The sequence below is a fragment of the Spirochaetota bacterium genome, from assembly GCA_034190085.1.
Lineage (GTDB): Bacteria > Spirochaetota > UBA4802 > UBA4802 > JAFGDQ01 > JAXHTS01.
Map to the genome: position 1 here is coordinate 15,560 of JAXHTS010000068.1, position 19,129 is coordinate 34,688.

The 19,129-nt window shown below is 35.1% G+C and carries 11 protein-coding genes and 1 riboswitch; of the genes, 9 read left to right on the forward strand and 2 right to left on the reverse strand.

The window, feature by feature from the left end:
- The first annotated feature begins 2 nt into the window (after positions 1-2).
- The 3 genes from trxA (at position 3) to SVZ03_13350 (ending at position 2,346) form a co-directional block, all read left to right on the forward strand.
- Positions 3-317 (forward strand): thioredoxin, encoded by a 315-nt coding sequence (gene trxA, locus SVZ03_13340; GenBank protein MDY6935192.1) that lies wholly within the window; start codon positions 3-5, stop codon positions 315-317.
- Positions 318-416: 99 nt separating this feature from the next.
- Complete coding sequence (gene dtd, locus SVZ03_13345; protein MDY6935193.1) at positions 417-866, forward strand: D-aminoacyl-tRNA deacylase; 450 nt, start codon at positions 417-419, stop codon at positions 864-866.
- Positions 867-1,227: 361 nt separating this feature from the next.
- Positions 1,228-2,346 (forward strand): hypothetical protein, encoded by a 1,119-nt coding sequence (locus tag SVZ03_13350; GenBank protein ID MDY6935194.1) that lies wholly within the window; start codon positions 1,228-1,230, stop codon positions 2,344-2,346.
- Between the two features lie 349 nt (positions 2,347-2,695).
- On the opposite strand, the gene SVZ03_13355 is transcribed toward SVZ03_13350, so the two are convergent.
- Positions 2,696-2,935: a DUF3276 family protein gene (locus SVZ03_13355; protein MDY6935195.1), complete on the reverse strand. Its 240-nt coding sequence runs from the start codon at positions 2,933-2,935 to the stop codon at positions 2,696-2,698.
- 809 nt (positions 2,936-3,744) lie between these two features.
- Here SVZ03_13355 and SVZ03_13360 point away from each other — a divergent pair.
- From SVZ03_13360 to SVZ03_13370, 3 genes are all read left to right on the forward strand, one after another.
- Positions 3,745-4,776 carry a hypothetical protein gene (locus tag SVZ03_13360; GenBank protein MDY6935196.1) on the forward strand — a complete coding sequence of 344 codons (1,032 nt, stop codon included), beginning with the start codon at positions 3,745-3,747 and terminating at the stop codon, positions 4,774-4,776.
- 84 nt (positions 4,777-4,860) lie between these two features.
- On the forward strand, positions 4,861-5,451 hold the full coding sequence (locus tag SVZ03_13365) for a polysaccharide biosynthesis/export family protein (GenBank protein ID MDY6935197.1): 591 nt from the start codon (positions 4,861-4,863) through the stop codon (positions 5,449-5,451).
- 364 nt (positions 5,452-5,815) lie between these two features.
- Positions 5,816-7,405 carry a Wzz/FepE/Etk N-terminal domain-containing protein gene (locus tag SVZ03_13370; protein MDY6935198.1) on the forward strand — a complete coding sequence of 530 codons (1,590 nt, stop codon included), beginning with the start codon at positions 5,816-5,818 and terminating at the stop codon, positions 7,403-7,405.
- Between the two features lie 313 nt (positions 7,406-7,718).
- On the opposite strand, the gene recQ is transcribed toward SVZ03_13370, so the two are convergent.
- Positions 7,719-9,914, reverse strand: coding sequence for a DNA helicase RecQ (recQ, locus tag SVZ03_13375; protein ID MDY6935199.1), 2,196 nt, complete (start codon positions 9,912-9,914; stop codon positions 7,719-7,721).
- A 614-nt stretch (positions 9,915-10,528) separates the two neighbouring features.
- Between recQ and SVZ03_13380 the strand changes: the two genes are divergently transcribed.
- The 3 genes from SVZ03_13380 to SVZ03_13390 all read left to right on the forward strand — a co-directional run bounded on the left by SVZ03_13380 (position 10,529) and on the right by SVZ03_13390 (position 19,045).
- Positions 10,529-14,926, forward strand: coding sequence for a PAS domain S-box protein (locus tag SVZ03_13380; GenBank protein ID MDY6935200.1), 4,398 nt, complete (start codon positions 10,529-10,531; stop codon positions 14,924-14,926).
- Positions 14,927-15,094: 168 nt separating this feature from the next.
- A riboswitch (cobalamin riboswitch) is annotated at positions 15,095-15,302 on the forward strand.
- Between the two features lie 274 nt (positions 15,303-15,576).
- A complete protein-coding gene (locus tag SVZ03_13385) occupies positions 15,577-16,809 on the forward strand; it encodes a hypothetical protein (protein MDY6935201.1) in 1,233 nt (410 codons plus the stop codon).
- 160 nt (positions 16,810-16,969) lie between these two features.
- The gene (locus tag SVZ03_13390) at positions 16,970-19,045 is read left to right on the forward strand and encodes a TonB-dependent receptor plug domain-containing protein (GenBank protein ID MDY6935202.1); all 2,076 of its coding nucleotides are present in this window, start codon (positions 16,970-16,972) and stop codon (positions 19,043-19,045) included.
- The last annotated feature ends 84 nt before the right edge of the window (positions 19,046-19,129 follow it).

Here is a 19,129-nt window from a genome sequence, read left to right on the forward strand (position 1 = left end):
ATATGGCAGGTGTTTTAGAGGTAAATGATTTTAGTTTTGATAATGAGGTTTTAGGGCACAAGGGGAAGGTGTTGGTTGATTTTTGGGCGCCATGGTGTGGGCCATGCAGAATGCAAGCCCCAATATTAGAGAGGATAGCTCAATCAGGCGAAGTTGATGCTAAAATTACTAAGGTTAACACAGACGAGAGTCGGGATATTGCTGCAAGGTACAATATTCAATCGATCCCCACACTTATTATCTTTGATAATGGAAAGGAGATTGAGAGACTTGTGGGGACACGGCCTGAAGATGAATTAAAAGAAAAGTTGAAGTAATCTATCTATCATATATTTTAATATTGGTAGTGATTTTGCTTAATTGGATTCAGGGCTTCAATTGAAGTATTCTTTCGAATACAATTTTTAGCGGTAGATATGATAGCTGTAGTTCAAAGGGTTCTTAGTGCCTCGATTGAGGTAGATGGTCAGGTTGTTTCTTCAATTGGCGAAGGAATTCTTGCGCTGGTTGGATTTCATAAGGATGATGGCTTACAGGATATTGAATATATTGTTAATAAGATTATTCATTTACGAATATTTGATGATTATGATAAATCGATGAATCTTTCTCTGCTCGATATTAGTGGTGAGTTGTTGATTGCTTCCCAATTTACTCTATTAGGGGATGCGAGAAAGGGGAGAAGGCCATCCTATTCAAATGCAATGTCTCCAGAAAAGGCTGCGATATTATATAATGATTTTTTGGAGTTTTGTAAGTCGATCTATAATAAAGTAAAATCTGGTATTTTCCAGGCGAATATGAAGATCAGCTTAGTAAACACTGGACCAGTTACAATCCTTTTAGACAGCAACAAATTGATATAAATACATATTCATATATTGTATGGATAATAATTAGAATAGCTTAGAAAATTATTAGTAAATTTTGCATAGATATCTTCAATTGTATAAACTTATTTATTTTGAAAGTAGTATACTTATAGCTGCTTTTATTACTCCCTAATTTTCATTGATTGAGGATTCACCCTAACCTGCTGTACTGTCTCATCAATCATTCTTACAAATTACATGCTCTCTGAATATATCTTAACATCTTATTATATGGATAAAGAGGATAATGCTATTATAATAACAAAAGGAATATAATAGACTAATCATACTAAATTTATTTTTGTAACTGATTGTGAGAATCCATGTTTCTATATTAAACTATGAGATAATAAATATGCTGAATATTTTTTTGCATTTTATAAAATGGAGAAACAGAAATATTATAATCCGATATATAAAGAATGCATCTGGAATATTGTTAATATGTTATATAATTTTTTATATTGTATGGCATCTGCTCGATTATCAGAGTCAATTAGTTGAATGGTGTGCAATATCCATGCCTCAACAGATTATTATTGGTCAAGATATCGATTTAATAATTAATTACAACGGAGTAAATGAAAATACCTTTTTGTGTGTAGATATGCATTGGGCAAATAGAGATGGCGATCATGTCGGTTTGATGTCATCAGGTCGTCCTTATCCCAAAATAAAAGGGAGTGGGGAACATGCGTTCCGCATGAGAGTCAAGAATAAGAAGGGAATACACTTCATTGTAGTGATAATTTATTTGAGTAAATCTGGTCATTGGGAAGAGAGGGCTAGAGTAGCAATAACAGATCTGATACCAGTTCTTTCTGATAATAGCAGTATAAGAAAACCTGAATTAAAAGTTATAGTACCGCATGTGTTTAGCCCTGACATCTCTAATGAGTTATCAACAGATCGCTTTACTTATAATCTTGAATCGTCCAATAAGAAGGATAGTATTGAAACTGTTATTTATATAATGTATATATTAGCGGTGATCTTGTGTGGATGGTGTGCTCTTCATGCTGGACACATCAATTCATCACACTTATGTAATCGTTACTGTATATTGTGGCTCAGTTTGTCCCTAATTCTCCTCTTACTTGGAATTTCTGAGCAATTACGAATGAATTTTATGTTGACCGAAATATGCAGACAACTATTCAGATTACTGGGATGGTATTATGAGCGCGAGGCAGTACAGCGAATGATCGCAACTCTTGTTGCAACTGTTGGTTTTTGTCTGATAATCTTTTCAGTTTCGGCTGTTAAATGGATAGGCTGGCAGATTATCATTGCCTATGATAGTCTTATTGTTTTAATCAGCCTGTTTATTATCAATTCATTATCATTCCATTACTTTGATGATCTGGTCGGTTTGTATTTAGCTGAATTCGGTATGCTTTCGGTTCTGGAATTGGTTAGTGTTTTATGTATCTGCATAACTGCAGCTTATTATCTTATTAATGAACATAACTAACCACCTATAATGGACTTTATTTACAATTCCCATAATTGACTATATCTGTTTATCGCTAATATAATTGCTATTATGTATAGGTGTGTATGCTGATTACGAGTCAATGCAATCAATAGCGGCGTATTCTTTTTACACCTAATAGGGTAGTAGTTTAATTTAGTAAGTAATTTTCTAATCTATGTTCTTCCTACAAAGGCGGGAATCTCCCTTTATCCTAAAATAATGAAGATCTTTCTTTAAATATAGGGGTATTCCACTTCGTTTCAACCGGAATGACATGTACAAAATAGTGTAACCTACCCATTTAATTTACTACCCCTAATAGTAAGGAATAAAAATATATTTTGGTTTATGCTTCTTCTGCCTCTGTAACAAATTGAACAACTTTTTCTAAGGCATTGTGAAATTTAATTAGATGCTCTTCAAATACCATCACTCGATTACGCTCAAATGATCCCTCTTCATCTTTTCTAGATTCACTAATTAGCAGGTATTTCGATCCGTTTGCAGATTTTTTTACATCAAAAAAATAGGTTCTGCTACCGGCAGTTATTTTTTCAGAAAACAACTCTCTTCTGTCCCTATCCATTACATTACTCCATTCTGTTTACAAATCCGATCCTTAATACATGTATGGTTCGGAAATCTGTTAATATCTAATATTAAAATGCATTAAATAATATAATAAAGATAGCCCTTTTGTGGGTTATCTGTAATAAATATATAGGATTTATCATAAATAACTTCAATGTTATCTAAGGAGATTCAGATGTACTGAAAATCACACAGCTAAAAACCAGATTAGTGGTGATTCTCTCCATCAAGTGGTGTAATCTCCAGGATTTTTACAAAGTTGATGTTAACCATGCTAAATGGCAAGTACTTTTTAGACATTCTCATATGAGCATCCCTAATCTATTATTACAAACCTGGAAGAACGTTGAATTTTTAATAAAACACATATGAAAAGGGTTGATTATACAACCAAAAAACACTTTACAATACTATATAGAGGATTAGAATAAAAAACAAGATAATCAATATAATAAGTTAATACTCATATTGATTCATGATAAAGAATAAAAAGAATCAATGCTACATATAAATAATCATAAATAACTTAAGGGTGCTTGAAAATATGAAAGGCATAATATATTACTTTTTTTACAACCTATTACTAAACAACTATTGTAATGAGAATTAAACGAGGATTAAATTACTATTATGCAATTATAAATGTATGCAATAGCTGTTATAAGTATATAAAAATGTTAATGATTATTAACTTATATCATAGTATCTATTTTTATGTATAAGATTATTTTTTTTCTATTCCTTTGTATTACATCCTTTCTATTATCATTTAGTACAATTGTTTTTGGATTTGATATAATTCTTATGAGTCAAGTAGATGAGATCTATGATGATAATATAACCTATGCTGATAAAAATAAAATAAATGACTTCATCACAGAATTAATAATGGGATTAGGTGTAAAACATACTGATCAGACAATGTCTTTGAAATTGATTGGCCATATAAATCAACAAATCTACATTGATAACTGTGATTTCAATAACAACTTTCAAGATATTAACATAAATTTTAATAATGAATTAACAGCTCGTGATCAATTTACGCTTAAGAATTTATTTATTCGTGATAAGGTAGATCAGAGTAGCTTTGAAGATGAATTTGGAAATACAGATGGCAGATACACTTACAATCGAAATAGATTAAACCTAACCTATTCCAGATTTTTTTCTGAGCAACTTGCTCTTTCAGCACATTATTCTAATAAACTTGATCAAAGATCAAGAAGTGATTTAAGCGATTCATATTTTAACAGCCCAGGATTAGAATTTAAATACTCACTGATTTATGGAACAACCTTATCACTTTTATATGAATATGAGCATATTAGGTTCAAACCTGGAGATGACGCCTCTGCACAAAGAGCAACGGCTAAATTTACACAATACTTTACTGATCAAATTCATTTCCAATGCAAGACAGGATTGGATTTCATTGTATCCTATAATAATAAACACTACACTAAACCTTTTATTTCTGCTTCAATTGTAGATGATATTGATGATAAATCTAGTATACGAATTCTATTCATAAAACAATATTATTTTACTACTTATAGTCAGGATGTAACCAACAATTGGCGGTTTTCAGGTTCTATAAAAAGACAATTGCGTGAGAGGTTATCTTGTAACTGTTCATGCTTTTATGGTTTTGCAGAATTTGTTTTTTCAGAAAGGACATATAATCTAGTAGGAGTAGACATATCCTTTAACTATGATATTCGTGAAACAATTGAAAGTCTTATACAGTATACTTACTCACAGAGAAATTCTGACACTGGCGTCAGTGAATATGTTAAGAATAGGGTGCTCTTTGGTATAAAGATTGATTTATAATTATAGTTTTGTATATATCGAAATTCCAATAATTTATTATTGCTTAATAGTTATACTTTATCGTGTTAGAAGGAGGATAAAATAGTGAATTATCATATTAGTTTTTTATTGATTATATTATATCCCTTAACAATTTTTTCTATTATAGGTAGTGCTGAGACGAATAAGGGCGCAGTCCCATATACCGTTGGAATTGGAGATATTATTGAAATAAAAATATCAGAGCCTGAAGAGTCTACAGATAGAGTTATTGTCTCACCTGATGGTTTGATTACTGTTCCCTATATTGGAAGTGTTCGTGTTGAAGGTTGGACTATTAAACAGATTAAAGAGTATATATTGAAAAAATTATCCGATGGTTATTTGAATTATCCGATTATTTCAGTTTACCTAATTGAATCACGAAGCAGAAAATTCACAATTTCTGGTCAGATAAACAAACCAGGTACCTATACTCTAGGTGAAAAAACCACTGTTCTAAAGGCAATTTCTATTGCGGGAGGATTTACAAAATTTGGTTCATCAAGTCGTGTCAAAGTACTCAGACCCAGAAAGGGAAGGCCAGGGTATAATACAATTAAAATAGATCTCAAATCAGTGATGAATGGAAACTCAGATGCAGACATTATGGTGCAGCCCGGGGATATAATCGTAGTATCGTCGTCACTCTTTTAATAAATAGTAGCGTAATATTTATACAATATAGTATATAGAGGATTGACATCTCCTTAAATGAAGAGTTCGAAAGGGATATAGATTAGCATTAAATATCTTGATAATATCTATACTTATTCCATTAAAAGGATTAAGGTGCAATAATTGGTAATTTGTTTTAGAGACATTCACTTAATATATGAGGTTATGGTAATAATTTCATATTGGAAATAATTCTAAAAATAACCAAGTGGTGACATTTCGATCCAACTTAGACTGATTTATTGACATCCCTCCATACAGTATTACAATCATTAGGAAGGCAAAATAATATAGTACAACTCACGGCTTTACATGAGTAAACCCACGAATCAAGGAGCTATAAATGGGAAATAATACCAATGCAAACGAGTTTACGCTTAGAGATTTGCTGAGTATAATTTTCAGACAAAAGGTAATCATTTTTATCACAATCTTCGTAGTAATGTTAACGTCCATAATTGGATTACAATTACAAACACCAATGTATGAGTCATATGTTAAGATGCTAATTTCTGGCGAGAAGCAGGTTGTATCGCCATACTATAGGGATTTGACCGGGTCAAGTAGAAGTCTAATAGCGCGAACACAAAGTGAGATTGTCAAGTCCAGACCAGTGCTAGAACGGGCAGTTAGAGCGCTTAAGCTTCATGAACGTCCAGTTGATTATGAGAAAAGATTTTGTTCAGATCTAAAGAAGTATCTGATAGATTACAGGCTAAAGAAATTAAATGAAAAACTTGTAGAACTTAATCCTGTGGAGAGAAGAGAGGTTGCTTTCCGGAGAGCAGAACAGTATTTAAAGAGAAACATTGAAGTAGAATCAATAAGGGATACGAATTTATTTATTATTAAGGTTAAGGATTTTAGCGCCCAACGGGCTGCTGAGATAGCTAATGTCGTTAGTCGTTCCTATTGCATATTTGATTTAGAGCAACAGCTTGCAGAACTCAGAATAAAATTCGGGAAAAGGCACCCCAAAGTAATTCGTTTGCAGAACAATATCTACCACATGAACGAAACCCTTTCAGGCGCAAGGATTGATACCCTAAGTGCAATTGGCAAAGCAAGTGTTAAGACGGTTGAACAGGCAAATATTCCATTTTCACCTACAGGTCAGTCAAAACGAATTATAATTACTCTTGCTCTCATTATGAGTATATTTATAGGTATAATGCTTGCATTTGTATTTGATTATATCAATCATACCTTTAAATCGCCTCAGGATATTGAATCATTTCTTAACCTGCCATACTTTGGATCAATTTTAAACAAAAGACTAAATGAGGAGGTAATAATTAAGGATGCAAAGAAAGAAAGTGCTTATACTCAATCTTACAGAATCCTCTCAGACAAATTATATTCTACAATGAAACAAGATAAATTAAAGACAATTCTAATTATTTCTGCTCAGGCACATGAGGGGACTACTTCCATTGTTGTGAACCTTGGCTTCTGTTTATCTCAAAAATTAGGTCAAAAAGTACTTATAGTTGACGCCAATTTCAGATATCCTTCAATACACGATTTTTTTGGATTTAACAATGAATCCGGCTTTGTTAATATTTTTGATGAGGAAAAGAATGATATGATTCATAATGCTGATCCTAACCTATCTGTTTTATCCGCAGGCAAAACTACAAATGATCCTGTTGCAGCGTTAGGCGGAGGTGGGTTGAAAAAATCAATTCGTTCACTGAAAGAGAAATATGGCGTAGTAATCTTCGATTGCATTAATCTGAATAACTCAATTGATGCGATCTTGCTCTCAACACATGTAGATGGAGTTATTCTTGTAGTGCATGAAGGGAAAACCCGCCGTCAAGTTGTAAAGAACGCTATTGAACCGCTTGTACAGAATAAGGCAAATATTATTGGTGTAATATTAAACAGAAGGAAACATGTAATTCCAAAATTTATTTATAATCGATTATAAAAGTTTTCAAGCCAAACTGAATTACAGTTTTCACCATCAATAATTGCATCGAACAGAAGCGATCAACCACAGGCAAACCGTCCTTTGAGGGGAGTCTACTGTTATAGCTGAAGTTAGTAGCTTGTAACAGTAATGCATAGAGTGATACTGATTTTTTAGTTTTAGTGCCCTTGTGTATATTATACAAGCTATCAATATTGATATTAAATACATGGCACTAACATTTTTGTTAGTAAAGTAGTTTCTGATGTTGGACGAAGTAGTTTATTTGTTATTACATAAATTAGCTTTGCATTATATAGAACACGAATATTCAGACTTCTGAAATTCTTATTGAGGTTTCATGTTGCATAAAGGCTCTCACAATTTTAGCCTCGTCATAACTTACAGTATTGTTGAAATATTCAATAATAGGACGAAGTTCCCAACTCAGCTGTGATGAAAATAATTCCTCTACTGCCTTACGCTTGTCAGTATCAATAAGACGGTCAATTTCAATATCACGCCCAGCTCTAATCAGTTTTTCTAAATGTCCAATTATTGTAGGAATTACAAGATCGCGTTTTTTCGCAATTTCTTCAACATTTAGTCCTTGCTTGAAAAGTTGATATGTCTTTTCAATAGTTTCGCCTTTTACTCTTTCCTTTACAATATTAGTAGATAAAGGGGGTGGTCCCATATAATTGTTTTTTGGATTTTCATCAAGATATGTCTTCATCTCATTAACGAAATCTAGGCCATACCTCTTTAGCTTTATCTCTCCAATACCGCTTATCTTTCTCATGTCAATTATCGTTGTGGGGTAGTATCTGCACATATCGTGTAGGGTTTTATCTGAAAAAATTATATAAGGAGGGACATCATGCTTATCAGCAATTTTTTTTCGCAGAAGACGGAGACGTTCAAAAAGCACTTCGTCATAGGATCTGATACAAATATCTGCAGTGTTCTCCGATTCCTCAATTTTCTCTTCCTTTTTCAGCGCAGTAACTTCATCAAATCCATATAGAACATTGTATCCCTTTTTTGTTATCTTAAGCACTGGATACTCATTTCCGTCCTGATAAATAATCTCTTGAGCCAGAAGCTCATCCACTAAGAATCGCCAATATCGTTTATCCTTATCCTTATCCTTGCCTGCGCCATAGGTTTTTATCTTATCATGTCCAAATTCACGTATTCGCTTTGTATTCGCTCCAGTAACAATATCAATTAAATATGTAATACCGAAACGCAAACCAGTTCTCATCATTGCTGACATCAAAATTTGAGCATCAATAGTAATGTCAATCTTTTCAATTATACCAACGCATATATCACAGGCTTTACAATTTTGTGCGGGATAATCCTCTCCAAAATATTCAAGAAGTTTTTTTCTTCTGCATACATTATGCAATGCATATCTGATTGTATGATTCAATTTCTCTATTGCAATAGATCGCTCCTTGTCATCGGTTATCTGATCTATAAAATATCTAATCTTGGGTATGTCACCCCTACCATAATATAGAATGCAATTTGCCAGTTCGCCATCGCGTCCTGCACGCCCGGTCTCTTGGTAATAGCTTTCAATATTCTTAGGTAAATCAGCATGAATTACATATCGAACGTTTGACTTGTCTATGCCCATACCAAAGGCAATTGTTGCTACAATAACAGTCGCCTCATCATTGTTAAATGCATCCTGGTTATTTTTTCGATCGATCATAGTCATCCCAGCATGATAAGGGAGTGCCTTGATTCCATGACATACCAAGAAATCAGCTAACTTGATTACTGAATCACGTGTAGTGCGGTATATTATGCCTGGATCATTAGGATGTTCTAAGATGAATTTTATAATTTCTGCTTCAATATCTATCTTCTCTCTAACATGATAAAAGAGATTCTGACGATTAAAAGAGGCACGAACAATATAGGGAGAACGGAGATTAAGTTTATCGATAATATCATCCTGAACAATGGAAGTGGCCGTTGCTGTAAATGATGCTATCGGTACATGAGGGAAAAGTGATGTAATATTGGTAAGACTCATATAATCTGGACGGAAATCATGCCCCCATTCAGAGATACAATGAGCCTCATCTATAGCAAAAAGCGATAAGGGTATGGTTCTTAGTGTCTCAATAAAGTTCTGCATCGCATAGCGTTCAGGTGCAATGTAAAGCAGTTTTAAGATATTGCTTCTCAGCTTTCGGTATGTGTCACACATCTCCTCATGTGTTGATGAACTATTCAGATAAGCGGCTGATATTCCATTTTCAAGAGCTGCGTCAACTTGATCCTTCATCAATGAGATAAGTGGACTTATTACTATCGTGGTTCCATTCATCATCATTGTAGGTAATTGGTAGCAAAGTGATTTACCACCTCCAGTAGGCATCACCGCAAAGACATCCCTTTTGTTGATTATGTTTGATATTATTGTTTCTTGGTTAGGACGAAAGGCCTGAAAACCAAAAACATTTTTTAAAATATTCAACATGGCTAAATATTTTTCATTGTTCATCCTTTGTTAAATGTCAATATTCACTCCAATTATGAATTTTGGTAAATAAGGCTGGGAATTTGTAATATCCAGTCTTGAATGTTTCAACTTTATTTGAAAGCCGCTTCTGTTCATAAGATACTTATTAACAATATTAGCGCATACTCATTTACACAGTAGTGAAAAGGGAATTCCAGTCTTTGCCAGGAAAAACATCACGATTTATGGAGTACATATACTTATATAAATGCTTATTCAATCAGCGTCGAAGCACTTATATCTTGAACATTCATTCGTTGCAATTAAAATATTCTGGAAGCCTAAAAAAGTTTTCTCTTGCGCCATCCAAAAAAACAAGTGACTGAATAACCTTTAATTTGTATTTCTTAAATAGCGCGATAATGACCTTTCGTCATAAGCAATCGTTCTTTAAGAATTATTTTTGTCAGTTTTTCATATCGGATAATTGAAAAACATCGACGAAAAAATGATGCTTTTTCCGTTATTTGACATGTATGTTTAATTTATTCAAAACACAATGGATAGGACATAACGATATCTCTATTTTTTCTTTACATTTATTCTAAGCTGAGTTAACATTAAGCAATTGGAGAATTATACGATTTATAGGGAAGATGATGGGTAAGCCGAAAATACTCATAGTGGAAGATACACAGACTGCAGTAACTTTTATTAGACAAGCTATTGAGAAAAGGGGATGGGAAATTGTAGGCATTTTGGACCCAAGCGAGACGGCAGTCAAAATTGTTGAGAATGAAAGACCAGATATAATATTAGTTGACATCAAATTCAACGATAACATAGATGGAATTCCCCTCCCTGATATTATATATTCCAGCTTTGATATTCCAATCATTTTCATAACATCCAATGCTGATATAGAAATTCAAAATCGAGCAATAGAAACCGGTTCATATGAATATTTAACAAAACCTTTCAAGGAATGTGAGTTATATTCGGTTATTGAGGTTGCTCTTTATAAGCATGAACTTGAAATGAGACTAATAAATAGTGAAAATGAATATAGAAGATTGATAGAACAATTGCCCTATGGATTAGCGATATTTCAGGGCGCTTCACCATGCATCACTTTTGTTAATACAGCCTTTGCTAATGTTTTGGGATATGCTATTCATGAATTGCTATCTCCTGAACATTCAAGCGTTGAGGCTCTCATAAGCCCTGAGGATATCACGGCCTTTTTGCAACACTATCAGAATATTATATCTGAGCAAATGCAGTCTCAGAAGCACTTTGAGTCTCGTTTTATTATGAAGGATAAGACTGTGAGAATAGTAGGGATGAATGCTAACCGTATTGAGTACCATGGAGAGCCAGCTGTTAATGCTGTTTTTATCGACACTACTATTCACAATCAATCAGATAATATCTCACAGGAAATGGAAAATGCATATAGTACCTTTTTCAAAGCAAGCACGGATGGGATACTCATTGCAGACATTAAAACAAAGAAATTTCAATATGCTAATTCATCAATATGTAAGATGTTAGGTTATAGTGATGAAGAGATATTAGGAATGGTTGTAATTGATATTCATCCAGGAGAAAGTAGGGAATATGTCATTTCTGAATTTGAGGCTCAAGCAAGAGGAGATAAAACATTAGCAGAGAATATTCCTTTATTAACAAAGGATAATAAGGTAATTTATGCAGATATTAATGCAACTACAGATAATTTTTATGGAAGGGAATGCATTATTGGTTTTTTCAGAGAGGTAACCATTCGTAAAGGGGTGGAGGAATATTTAAGAAGGTATGCTATTGTGCTTGAAACGATGATCGATGGCATCACAATTACTGACATGCAAGGGAAGATTATCTACATCAATAGCGCTGCGGCAGAGCAAACGGGATACTCTAGAGAGGAAGTAATTGGAAAAACCCCTGCGGATATTTTTATTTCAGAACAGCACAAGGATAAGTTTTACAAAGAAATAAGTAATCTATTATCTGGGAAGCCAATAGAGACCAGCGAATACATATTAAAACATAAAGAAGGAAGGGAATTCCCAACAAGCATTAATATCACTGTTATTGGGGATATTAATGGAAATCCCAAGGAAATTGTAGCGGTTCATAGGGATATTACAAATAGTAAGAAGCTAGAGAACTCTTTACTAGCTGAGAAAAAATTTACAGAAAATGCACTAAATACTCTCACAGATATTTTTTATGTCTTCGATTTTAATGGAAAGCCTGTAAGGTGGAATAAGAGATTTAACGAGGCTACCGGCTTCAGTGATGAGGAGATTACCGTAAGAGTTCCAACTGATTTTTTCAAACAAGAGGATGCTCAACGTGTAGCTGAAGCTATAAAATTATTACAGATGGGTGAGTCTGTAGTAATAAGAGCAGATTTGGTAACTAAGGATATGCAGCGTATAGCATATGAATTATCTGGGGGGTATCATAAAAATTCTGATGGAGAAATAATAGGTATATGCGGGATTGGTAGAGATATAACTGAACGCAAAAAAGCAGAGGAGAAGATAGAGGAACTTTTGCATGATTATGGCGAACGCATAAAGGAATTAAATTGTCTCTATAGCCTTTCAAAACTTGAAGATCATCCAAATATTACAATAGAGGAAATATTATATAATATTGTAAATCTCTTGTCTCAATCTTGGCAATACTCAGGAATAACCTGTGCAAGAATTATATATAAAGATAAAGAGTATAAGACAGATAATTATAATAAAACTGAATGGATTCTATCGGCCGATATTATAATGCATCGAAAGATTATGGGAGTTGTAGAAGTATGTTACCTTGAAGAGAAACCTGACATTTATGAGGGACCATTCACAAAGGAGGAGAGAAACTTAATAGATGAAATTGCAGAACGGTTGAGCAGAATAATTGATCGTAAGTGGTCATCCAATGTTCTACAGGATAGCCTTGAAAGGTTCTATCAGTCCCAAATTGAGGTCAATGGCCTACTTCAAGCCTCTAAATATATCATGCATGGAGAGTCGTTTGAATATACAATAGAGTGTATATTCGATACCTGCAAAGGCCTAATCGGGGCTGCTGTCGGATATGTTGTCTTAAAAAATGAATCAATAGATGTGAATGAGATATTATTTATGGACTCAGGGGAAGGTCCTTATTCAATGGATGATGATCTGCAGATGCCATTGATAGGATTACAGGATATAGCATTTCACACTAAAAAGACTTTTATTGATAATAACCTATATAGCTGCAGATTGAGTACAGATATGCCAGAAGGGTACATGGAATTGAATAACATTCTTTTTGCTCCGATATCAGATCAAGAAAGGGTGCTGGGTCTAATTGCCTTGGCGAATAAGGCTGGGGGGTTTTCGGAAGGAGATATTCAAATGGCAACAGCCTTTGGAGAGCTTGCTTCAATATCATTGATTAATAGCAGATATCTAAAAAAACTTGAAGAGAGTGAACAGCGCTTTCGTACGGTTGCACAGACAGCAAGTGATGCTATTATAACTGCTGATAGCAATGGAATGATTGTTTTTCTGAATAATACCGCAATTACAATGTTCGGTTATTCTTTTGATGAAATAATTAGTAAATCAATTGCTATGTTATTGCCAGCATCTTTTAACGATGCAAATGGGAACGACATACATAGAATATTATCAATTTTGAAATCAAATTCAGATAAGACAATTGAGTTGAGTGGATTGAGAAAGGGGGGTATTGAGTTTCCTCTCGAGCTTTCGTTAGCCTCCTGGGAGACGGATGAGAAAAGCTTTGTCACTGCTATAATGCGTGATATCACTGAGAGAAAACAGGCAGAGGAAAAACTGAGAAAATATCAGGATAATTTAGAGGAGCTTGTTGATGAACGCACCGATGAGCTGATAAGGGCTAAGGAGATGGCGGAGTCTGCCAATCGAGCCAAGAGCGCGTTTTTGGCAAACATGAGTCACGAACTTAGAACGCCTCTAAATTCAATTCTCGGATTCTCAAAGCTTATGAGATTGGGGTATGAACCAGAGGACTATGATATACATCTAGATAACATTGTCGCATCCGGCGAATACCTTCTCTCATTAATAAACGACATCTTGAATTTGGCCAAGATTGAGAGTGGTAAAATAGAATTTAATATGAAGCCAAATTTAATACACGATATAATCAAATCATGCATTCAGTTGATACAACCTCAGGCTGAGAAGAAGGGAATAGAACTTCATTATAGCACTGAGTCAGAGGGGGCAAAGGTTTATGGAGATGAGAAATGGCTGAAGCAGATATTTCTTAACCTTTTTAACAATGCTGTGAAGTTTACAGATCAGGGTGGAAGCGTGAAGATCATAACGATTGAACGCATGGGCACCCTTATGGCGAAGATCATAGACACTGGAATAGGAATTAAGTTGAAGGATCAGAAACATATTTTTGAAAAATTCAGCCAGGTTAATTCTGAATCAATGCTTCGTGGATTGGAAGGGACTGGATTAGGTCTATCCATCACCAAAGAGTTGATAGAGGCGCATAGTGGTGAAATACTAGTAGATAGTGAATTTGGGAAGGGAAGCACCTTCACAGTATTACTCCCTTGTGTGAGATCTTTGTCTGTAGTTAAAGCATCTGCACCAGATGAATCAAAGGAGAAGAGAGCCCTGACACAAAAGAGGGAAGAATATATTCTAATTGTGGACGATCAAAAGGAAAACAGGGATCTTCTTAGCGCATACTTTAAAAGATGTGGACAGAAATGCCTGACTGCAGAGAGCGGTGAAGAAAGCGTTAAAATAATGAAGGAATATAAAGACATTGCCCTAATCCTAATGGATATTAAGATGAGGGGAATGAGCGGCACAGAGGCTATGAAGTCAATTAAGTCCAGTCATAACGTTCCTATCATGGCAATAACCGCACATGCGATGGAAGGCGATCAGGAGAAACTAATTGATGAGGGTTTTGATGAGTACATTGCGAAACCAGTCAACATCGACACACTCGGCTATAAAATTGATAAATTGTTAAACTGTTGCTGATTATAGAACAATATCTATTTAAGTGGAAAACTTGATGGGAATTTTAAATTTTTCAGAAATGAAAAATTTTTATTGACCTGAAACCATTAATTTTTATTATGGTATTCGTAAGGATTTTAATATTTCTTCGAAGAAATAATTTTCTAATATATTGAGAGAATCTTACAATTATTAAACACATGCGTAGGTTCTCCCTTTGGGAGATAATAGGGAAACCCGTTAAAAACGGGTGCGGACCCGCCGCTGTAACCGGGGACGAAAGCTGCAGCTAAGCCACTGTAGATACCTTAAGGAAAAGCAGATAATATCTATGGGAAGGCGTAGCGATTAGGTAGATCCGGGAGCCAGAAGACCTGCCAGCGCATATCTGCCATCTCTTCGTCGGTAGGGAGGGGCAGTGGTTTGGTTTGGATAAAAAGGGTAATCCCCAGACCATTATGGTCTGGGGATTTTTTATTAATGTCTATAGGTAATAGTATAACAATAAGGGGATTATGACATAAATGATCAATGAGAGATATTTAATAATGAGATACTATTATTATAGTGCCATTTGATAATAGAATTTGCAATCTGGGTTTTCAAAACAAGATTTACCCCAATTATAAATGGAATTAATATACAAATATTAAGAAACAGAGGAGGCAGTAATGAGTCTAATAAGAATCGGATTTAATTGTATTAGAAGAGAGTTCAGGTTAGGTCTCACTATTTTTAAAGTTTTTATGATCTTTTGTATCGTATTTTTTGCTCTTGGTTGCAATAAGCTTGAGGATGATGAAGGGAGCGATGCGCCGGCTTTTTATGCGTACAACAGTGGAGCTGTTGTCGTAACTCAAGCGAGTGATTGGTCTAGCGCTGCGCATTCAATCATAACCATGGATAAACCACGCCAGGCCACTAACGATCTATCGCCATCTGGCAACTCAGATGTTATTGTTGATGCTTATGGCGATTTTTTCTATCTCATAGAGAGAACAGATGCAAATAGTATAACCAGATATAGAATAGATAATCCTGACACAGTAATTACTCAGTTTGCAGTTGAGAATGTAGGAGATATAACACCCGCGAATGTACATGACATGGTTTTTATCAATGAGACAAAGGCCTATCTGATCTGCTATGATTACAGTAAGATATGGATAGTTAATCCATTAGCTGATAGTGCCGCAGATTTCAAGATTGGTGAAATAGATATCTCCGCTTATGGCGATTCAGACAACATCCCTGAGGCTGACAGGGGGATTATTATTAACGGCAAACTCTTCATTACAATGCAACGTCTTAACAGAGATAATTGGTTCTCTGCGGATAATCCCTCATATGTTGCTGTGTTTGATGTAGCTACTGATGAAGAGATTGATACAGGACAGGGAAGCGATGGACGTAAGGGGATAGAGTTGTCAGTCAGAAATCCCTATAGTAACCTTGAATACTCGAATGGATTTATCTATCTTGCCGCTGTGGGTGATTGGGCTGGTAATTATTCAGGGATTCAAAGGATAAATGCCTCTAATTATGAGGTCGATGCCAGTGTTATCCATGAAGACCATATAACAACCGATGTCGCTATTGTGTCTTCAACAATAGGGTATTTTATTGATTATGTTAACTGGGGGAATATGAGATTACGGTCGTTCAATCCTTCATCAAAAGAGATCGATACAGATAATGTTGGCAAAATCGGCGATAGCCTTGACTGGAATCTTGAAGATATTGCAGTTGACTCAAGTGGAAATCTCTGGGTTTCGGATAGATCAATAAATCATGCTGGCATTTATGTGATTGATCCCTCAACTAATGAAATAGAAGAGGGCCCAATCTCGACAAATCTTTATCCTGGGATGATCGTCTTCTGTACCTCAACAATCGTTTATTAGTTATATCAATAAACTACAGAATAAAATTGTGCGATTTATGCTTGAATTAGGGCAATTATTATCATCCCCTGCCATTGGCAGGGGATGCTTTTTTACCTCAAGGGGAATAATTTTCTAAGGGACATCCATGTTCGTAATGTTTAAAAAGAGGGTCACTTTAATGAGGAACATTAGGGATGATATGGTTCATTGGATAATGGATTATTTTAAGAGATGTTATTGTATGATTTTCGTATTTATGATTATACACTCAATGACAAGCCATCTAATTGCCATAGATGAGGAGAACCGGTTATTGCTTCGAAGGATAGTAGTATTTGCTGAATCTGAAGATGATACAGCGCAGACGGGAGATGTTTCAATAAAGGAGACCTCTGCCTTCCTCTCTGTGATAGACAGGGAGAGTTTTGAGGGGAAGATGGCGGACATCTCTGAGATTGTTGAGAAGGAGGCTGCTCTGAAGGTTCGTCAATCAGGGGGATTGGGCAGCTTCTCCACTGCTTCATTACGAGGTTCCTCCAGCGATCAGGTGCTGGTATATATGGATGGCATACTGCTCAATGAATCATCAGGGGGAGGTGTCGATTTAAGCCGTATTTCTCTGTCAGATGTCGAGTCAATCGAAATATATCGAGGCCTCACTCCTATAAATTTCGGCAGGGCTTCAATTGGTGGGGTTATTAATATTAAGACAAAACGCTCTTCAAAGGGGCTTAAGGGAAGCGCTAGTGCTGGATATGGTTCTTTTAATACACTCAAATTCGTCACAGTAATAAATCATAAGCCAGGTAATTTTGATTATTTAATCTGTGGTGATTATATTAGCAGCGATAACGATTTTAAAATATTGAATGACAACGGCACACAATACAATAAAACTGATGATAGGTGGGAAACGCGAAGGAATAATCAATTTGATCAGCAGAACCTTTTAGTAAAGCTTGGATATGACTTCACGAGCAATATCCGGATTGACCTTGCTAATCAGTATTTTACAAAAGATCAGAATCTGCCCTGCTGGAATAATCTTGATATATTCGATACATCCTTACTTACAGATAGAATAATCAGCACACTGAAAATGACAGTTGATGAACTTACCGAATATCATTTTAACACATACCTTCAGCTTAATTATTCCTATAAAGAGGAAGAGTATGACGATAGGTATGGGGCTGTTGGGCTTGGTAGACAGCATTCTCTATATATGACAACGGCATATGGTTCCAGTTTTTTCTTTGAATGGCCTACGAAATATATCATAACAACATTTGTGTTTAATGCTAATAGAGAAGAATATAAGACGGATAACTATTATAATATACATAATTATATATTTAATCCCAGTTCAAGGGATACTATTTCTGCTGGAATAGAGAACAGCCTTTTTTTATTTGAGCGAAGCCTAATCATAAGACCCGCTATTAGGTGGCATTACATCAGAGATAAATTGGAAAGCGGCACGGATTTCAGCGGCAAGCCTGAGCCAGGGCGACGAGAGACCAATTATTACTTCAGCCCCCAGATCGGATGTAAATATCTGCTATATACGTGGCTATGTTTTAAAAGCAACTTCGCTAAATATGTTCGTGAGCCATCATTTCTTGAATTGTTTGGGGATCGGGGTTTTTTTGAGGGTAATCATAAACTTGAAGCTGAGAAGGGTGTAAATTTTGACGTTGGATTTGAAATTAACTCGTCTATTGATAATAGCTTATTGAGCAGAATTTCATTTTCCGCAGCATATTTCAGAAGTGATGTAGAAGATATTATCGCTCATGCATTCAGCGCTAGGGGCACTGGCAAGGCAGAGAATATCTCAGAGGCAGAAATAAATGGAATTGAATGCGGCTTTGCCATTGATATAATGAAATATCTAGGCCTTTCTGGAAGCTACACATGGCAGGATACAGTAAACAAGGGAGAGATTGAAGCTTCAGATGGAATGAGATTGCCAGGGAGGTTTGAGGAATCCCTTTTTGGGAAGATTGAGATTAAATGCGGATGGATCAAGCTTTATTGTGAATATATGTATGATGCTGATATGTTTTACGATTCAGCAAATCTATTGCCCGCTAAAGATAGGGAGGAATACAATGCGGGTGTTTCCATCATGAGGTGGTCTTTTATCTTAAACCTTGAAGCTAAAAATCTTGGAGACAATCACTATGAAGATTTTCATGGTTATCCATTGCCTGGAATATCATATTATGCAAATCTTAAATATACATTTTAGCCCTTAATCTGGATTAAGGTTTGAGCAAGGATTATAATCGATCCGAGGTATTGCTATTGAGAAATCGAAATGAAATATAGAGGC

Coding starts and splice junctions, on each gene's coding strand:
- trxA (MDY6935192.1), top strand. CDS start 3: ATGGCAGGTGTTTTAGAGGTAAATGATTTTAGTTTTGATAATGAGGTT.
- dtd (MDY6935193.1), top strand. CDS start 417: ATGATAGCTGTAGTTCAAAGGGTTCTTAGTGCCTCGATTGAGGTAGAT.
- SVZ03_13350 (MDY6935194.1), top strand. CDS start 1,228: ATGCTGAATATTTTTTTGCATTTTATAAAATGGAGAAACAGAAATATT.
- SVZ03_13355 (MDY6935195.1), bottom strand. CDS start 2,935: ATGGATAGGGACAGAAGAGAGTTGTTTTCTGAAAAAATAACTGCCGGT.
- SVZ03_13360 (MDY6935196.1), top strand. CDS start 3,745: ATGAGTCAAGTAGATGAGATCTATGATGATAATATAACCTATGCTGAT.
- SVZ03_13370 (MDY6935198.1), top strand. CDS start 5,816: ATGGGAAATAATACCAATGCAAACGAGTTTACGCTTAGAGATTTGCTG.
- recQ (MDY6935199.1), bottom strand. CDS start 9,914: ATGAACAATGAAAAATATTTAGCCATGTTGAATATTTTAAAAAATGTT.
- SVZ03_13380 (MDY6935200.1), top strand. CDS start 10,529: ATGATGGGTAAGCCGAAAATACTCATAGTGGAAGATACACAGACTGCA.
- SVZ03_13385 (MDY6935201.1), top strand. CDS start 15,577: ATGAGTCTAATAAGAATCGGATTTAATTGTATTAGAAGAGAGTTCAGG.
- SVZ03_13390 (MDY6935202.1), top strand. CDS start 16,970: ATGAGGAACATTAGGGATGATATGGTTCATTGGATAATGGATTATTTT.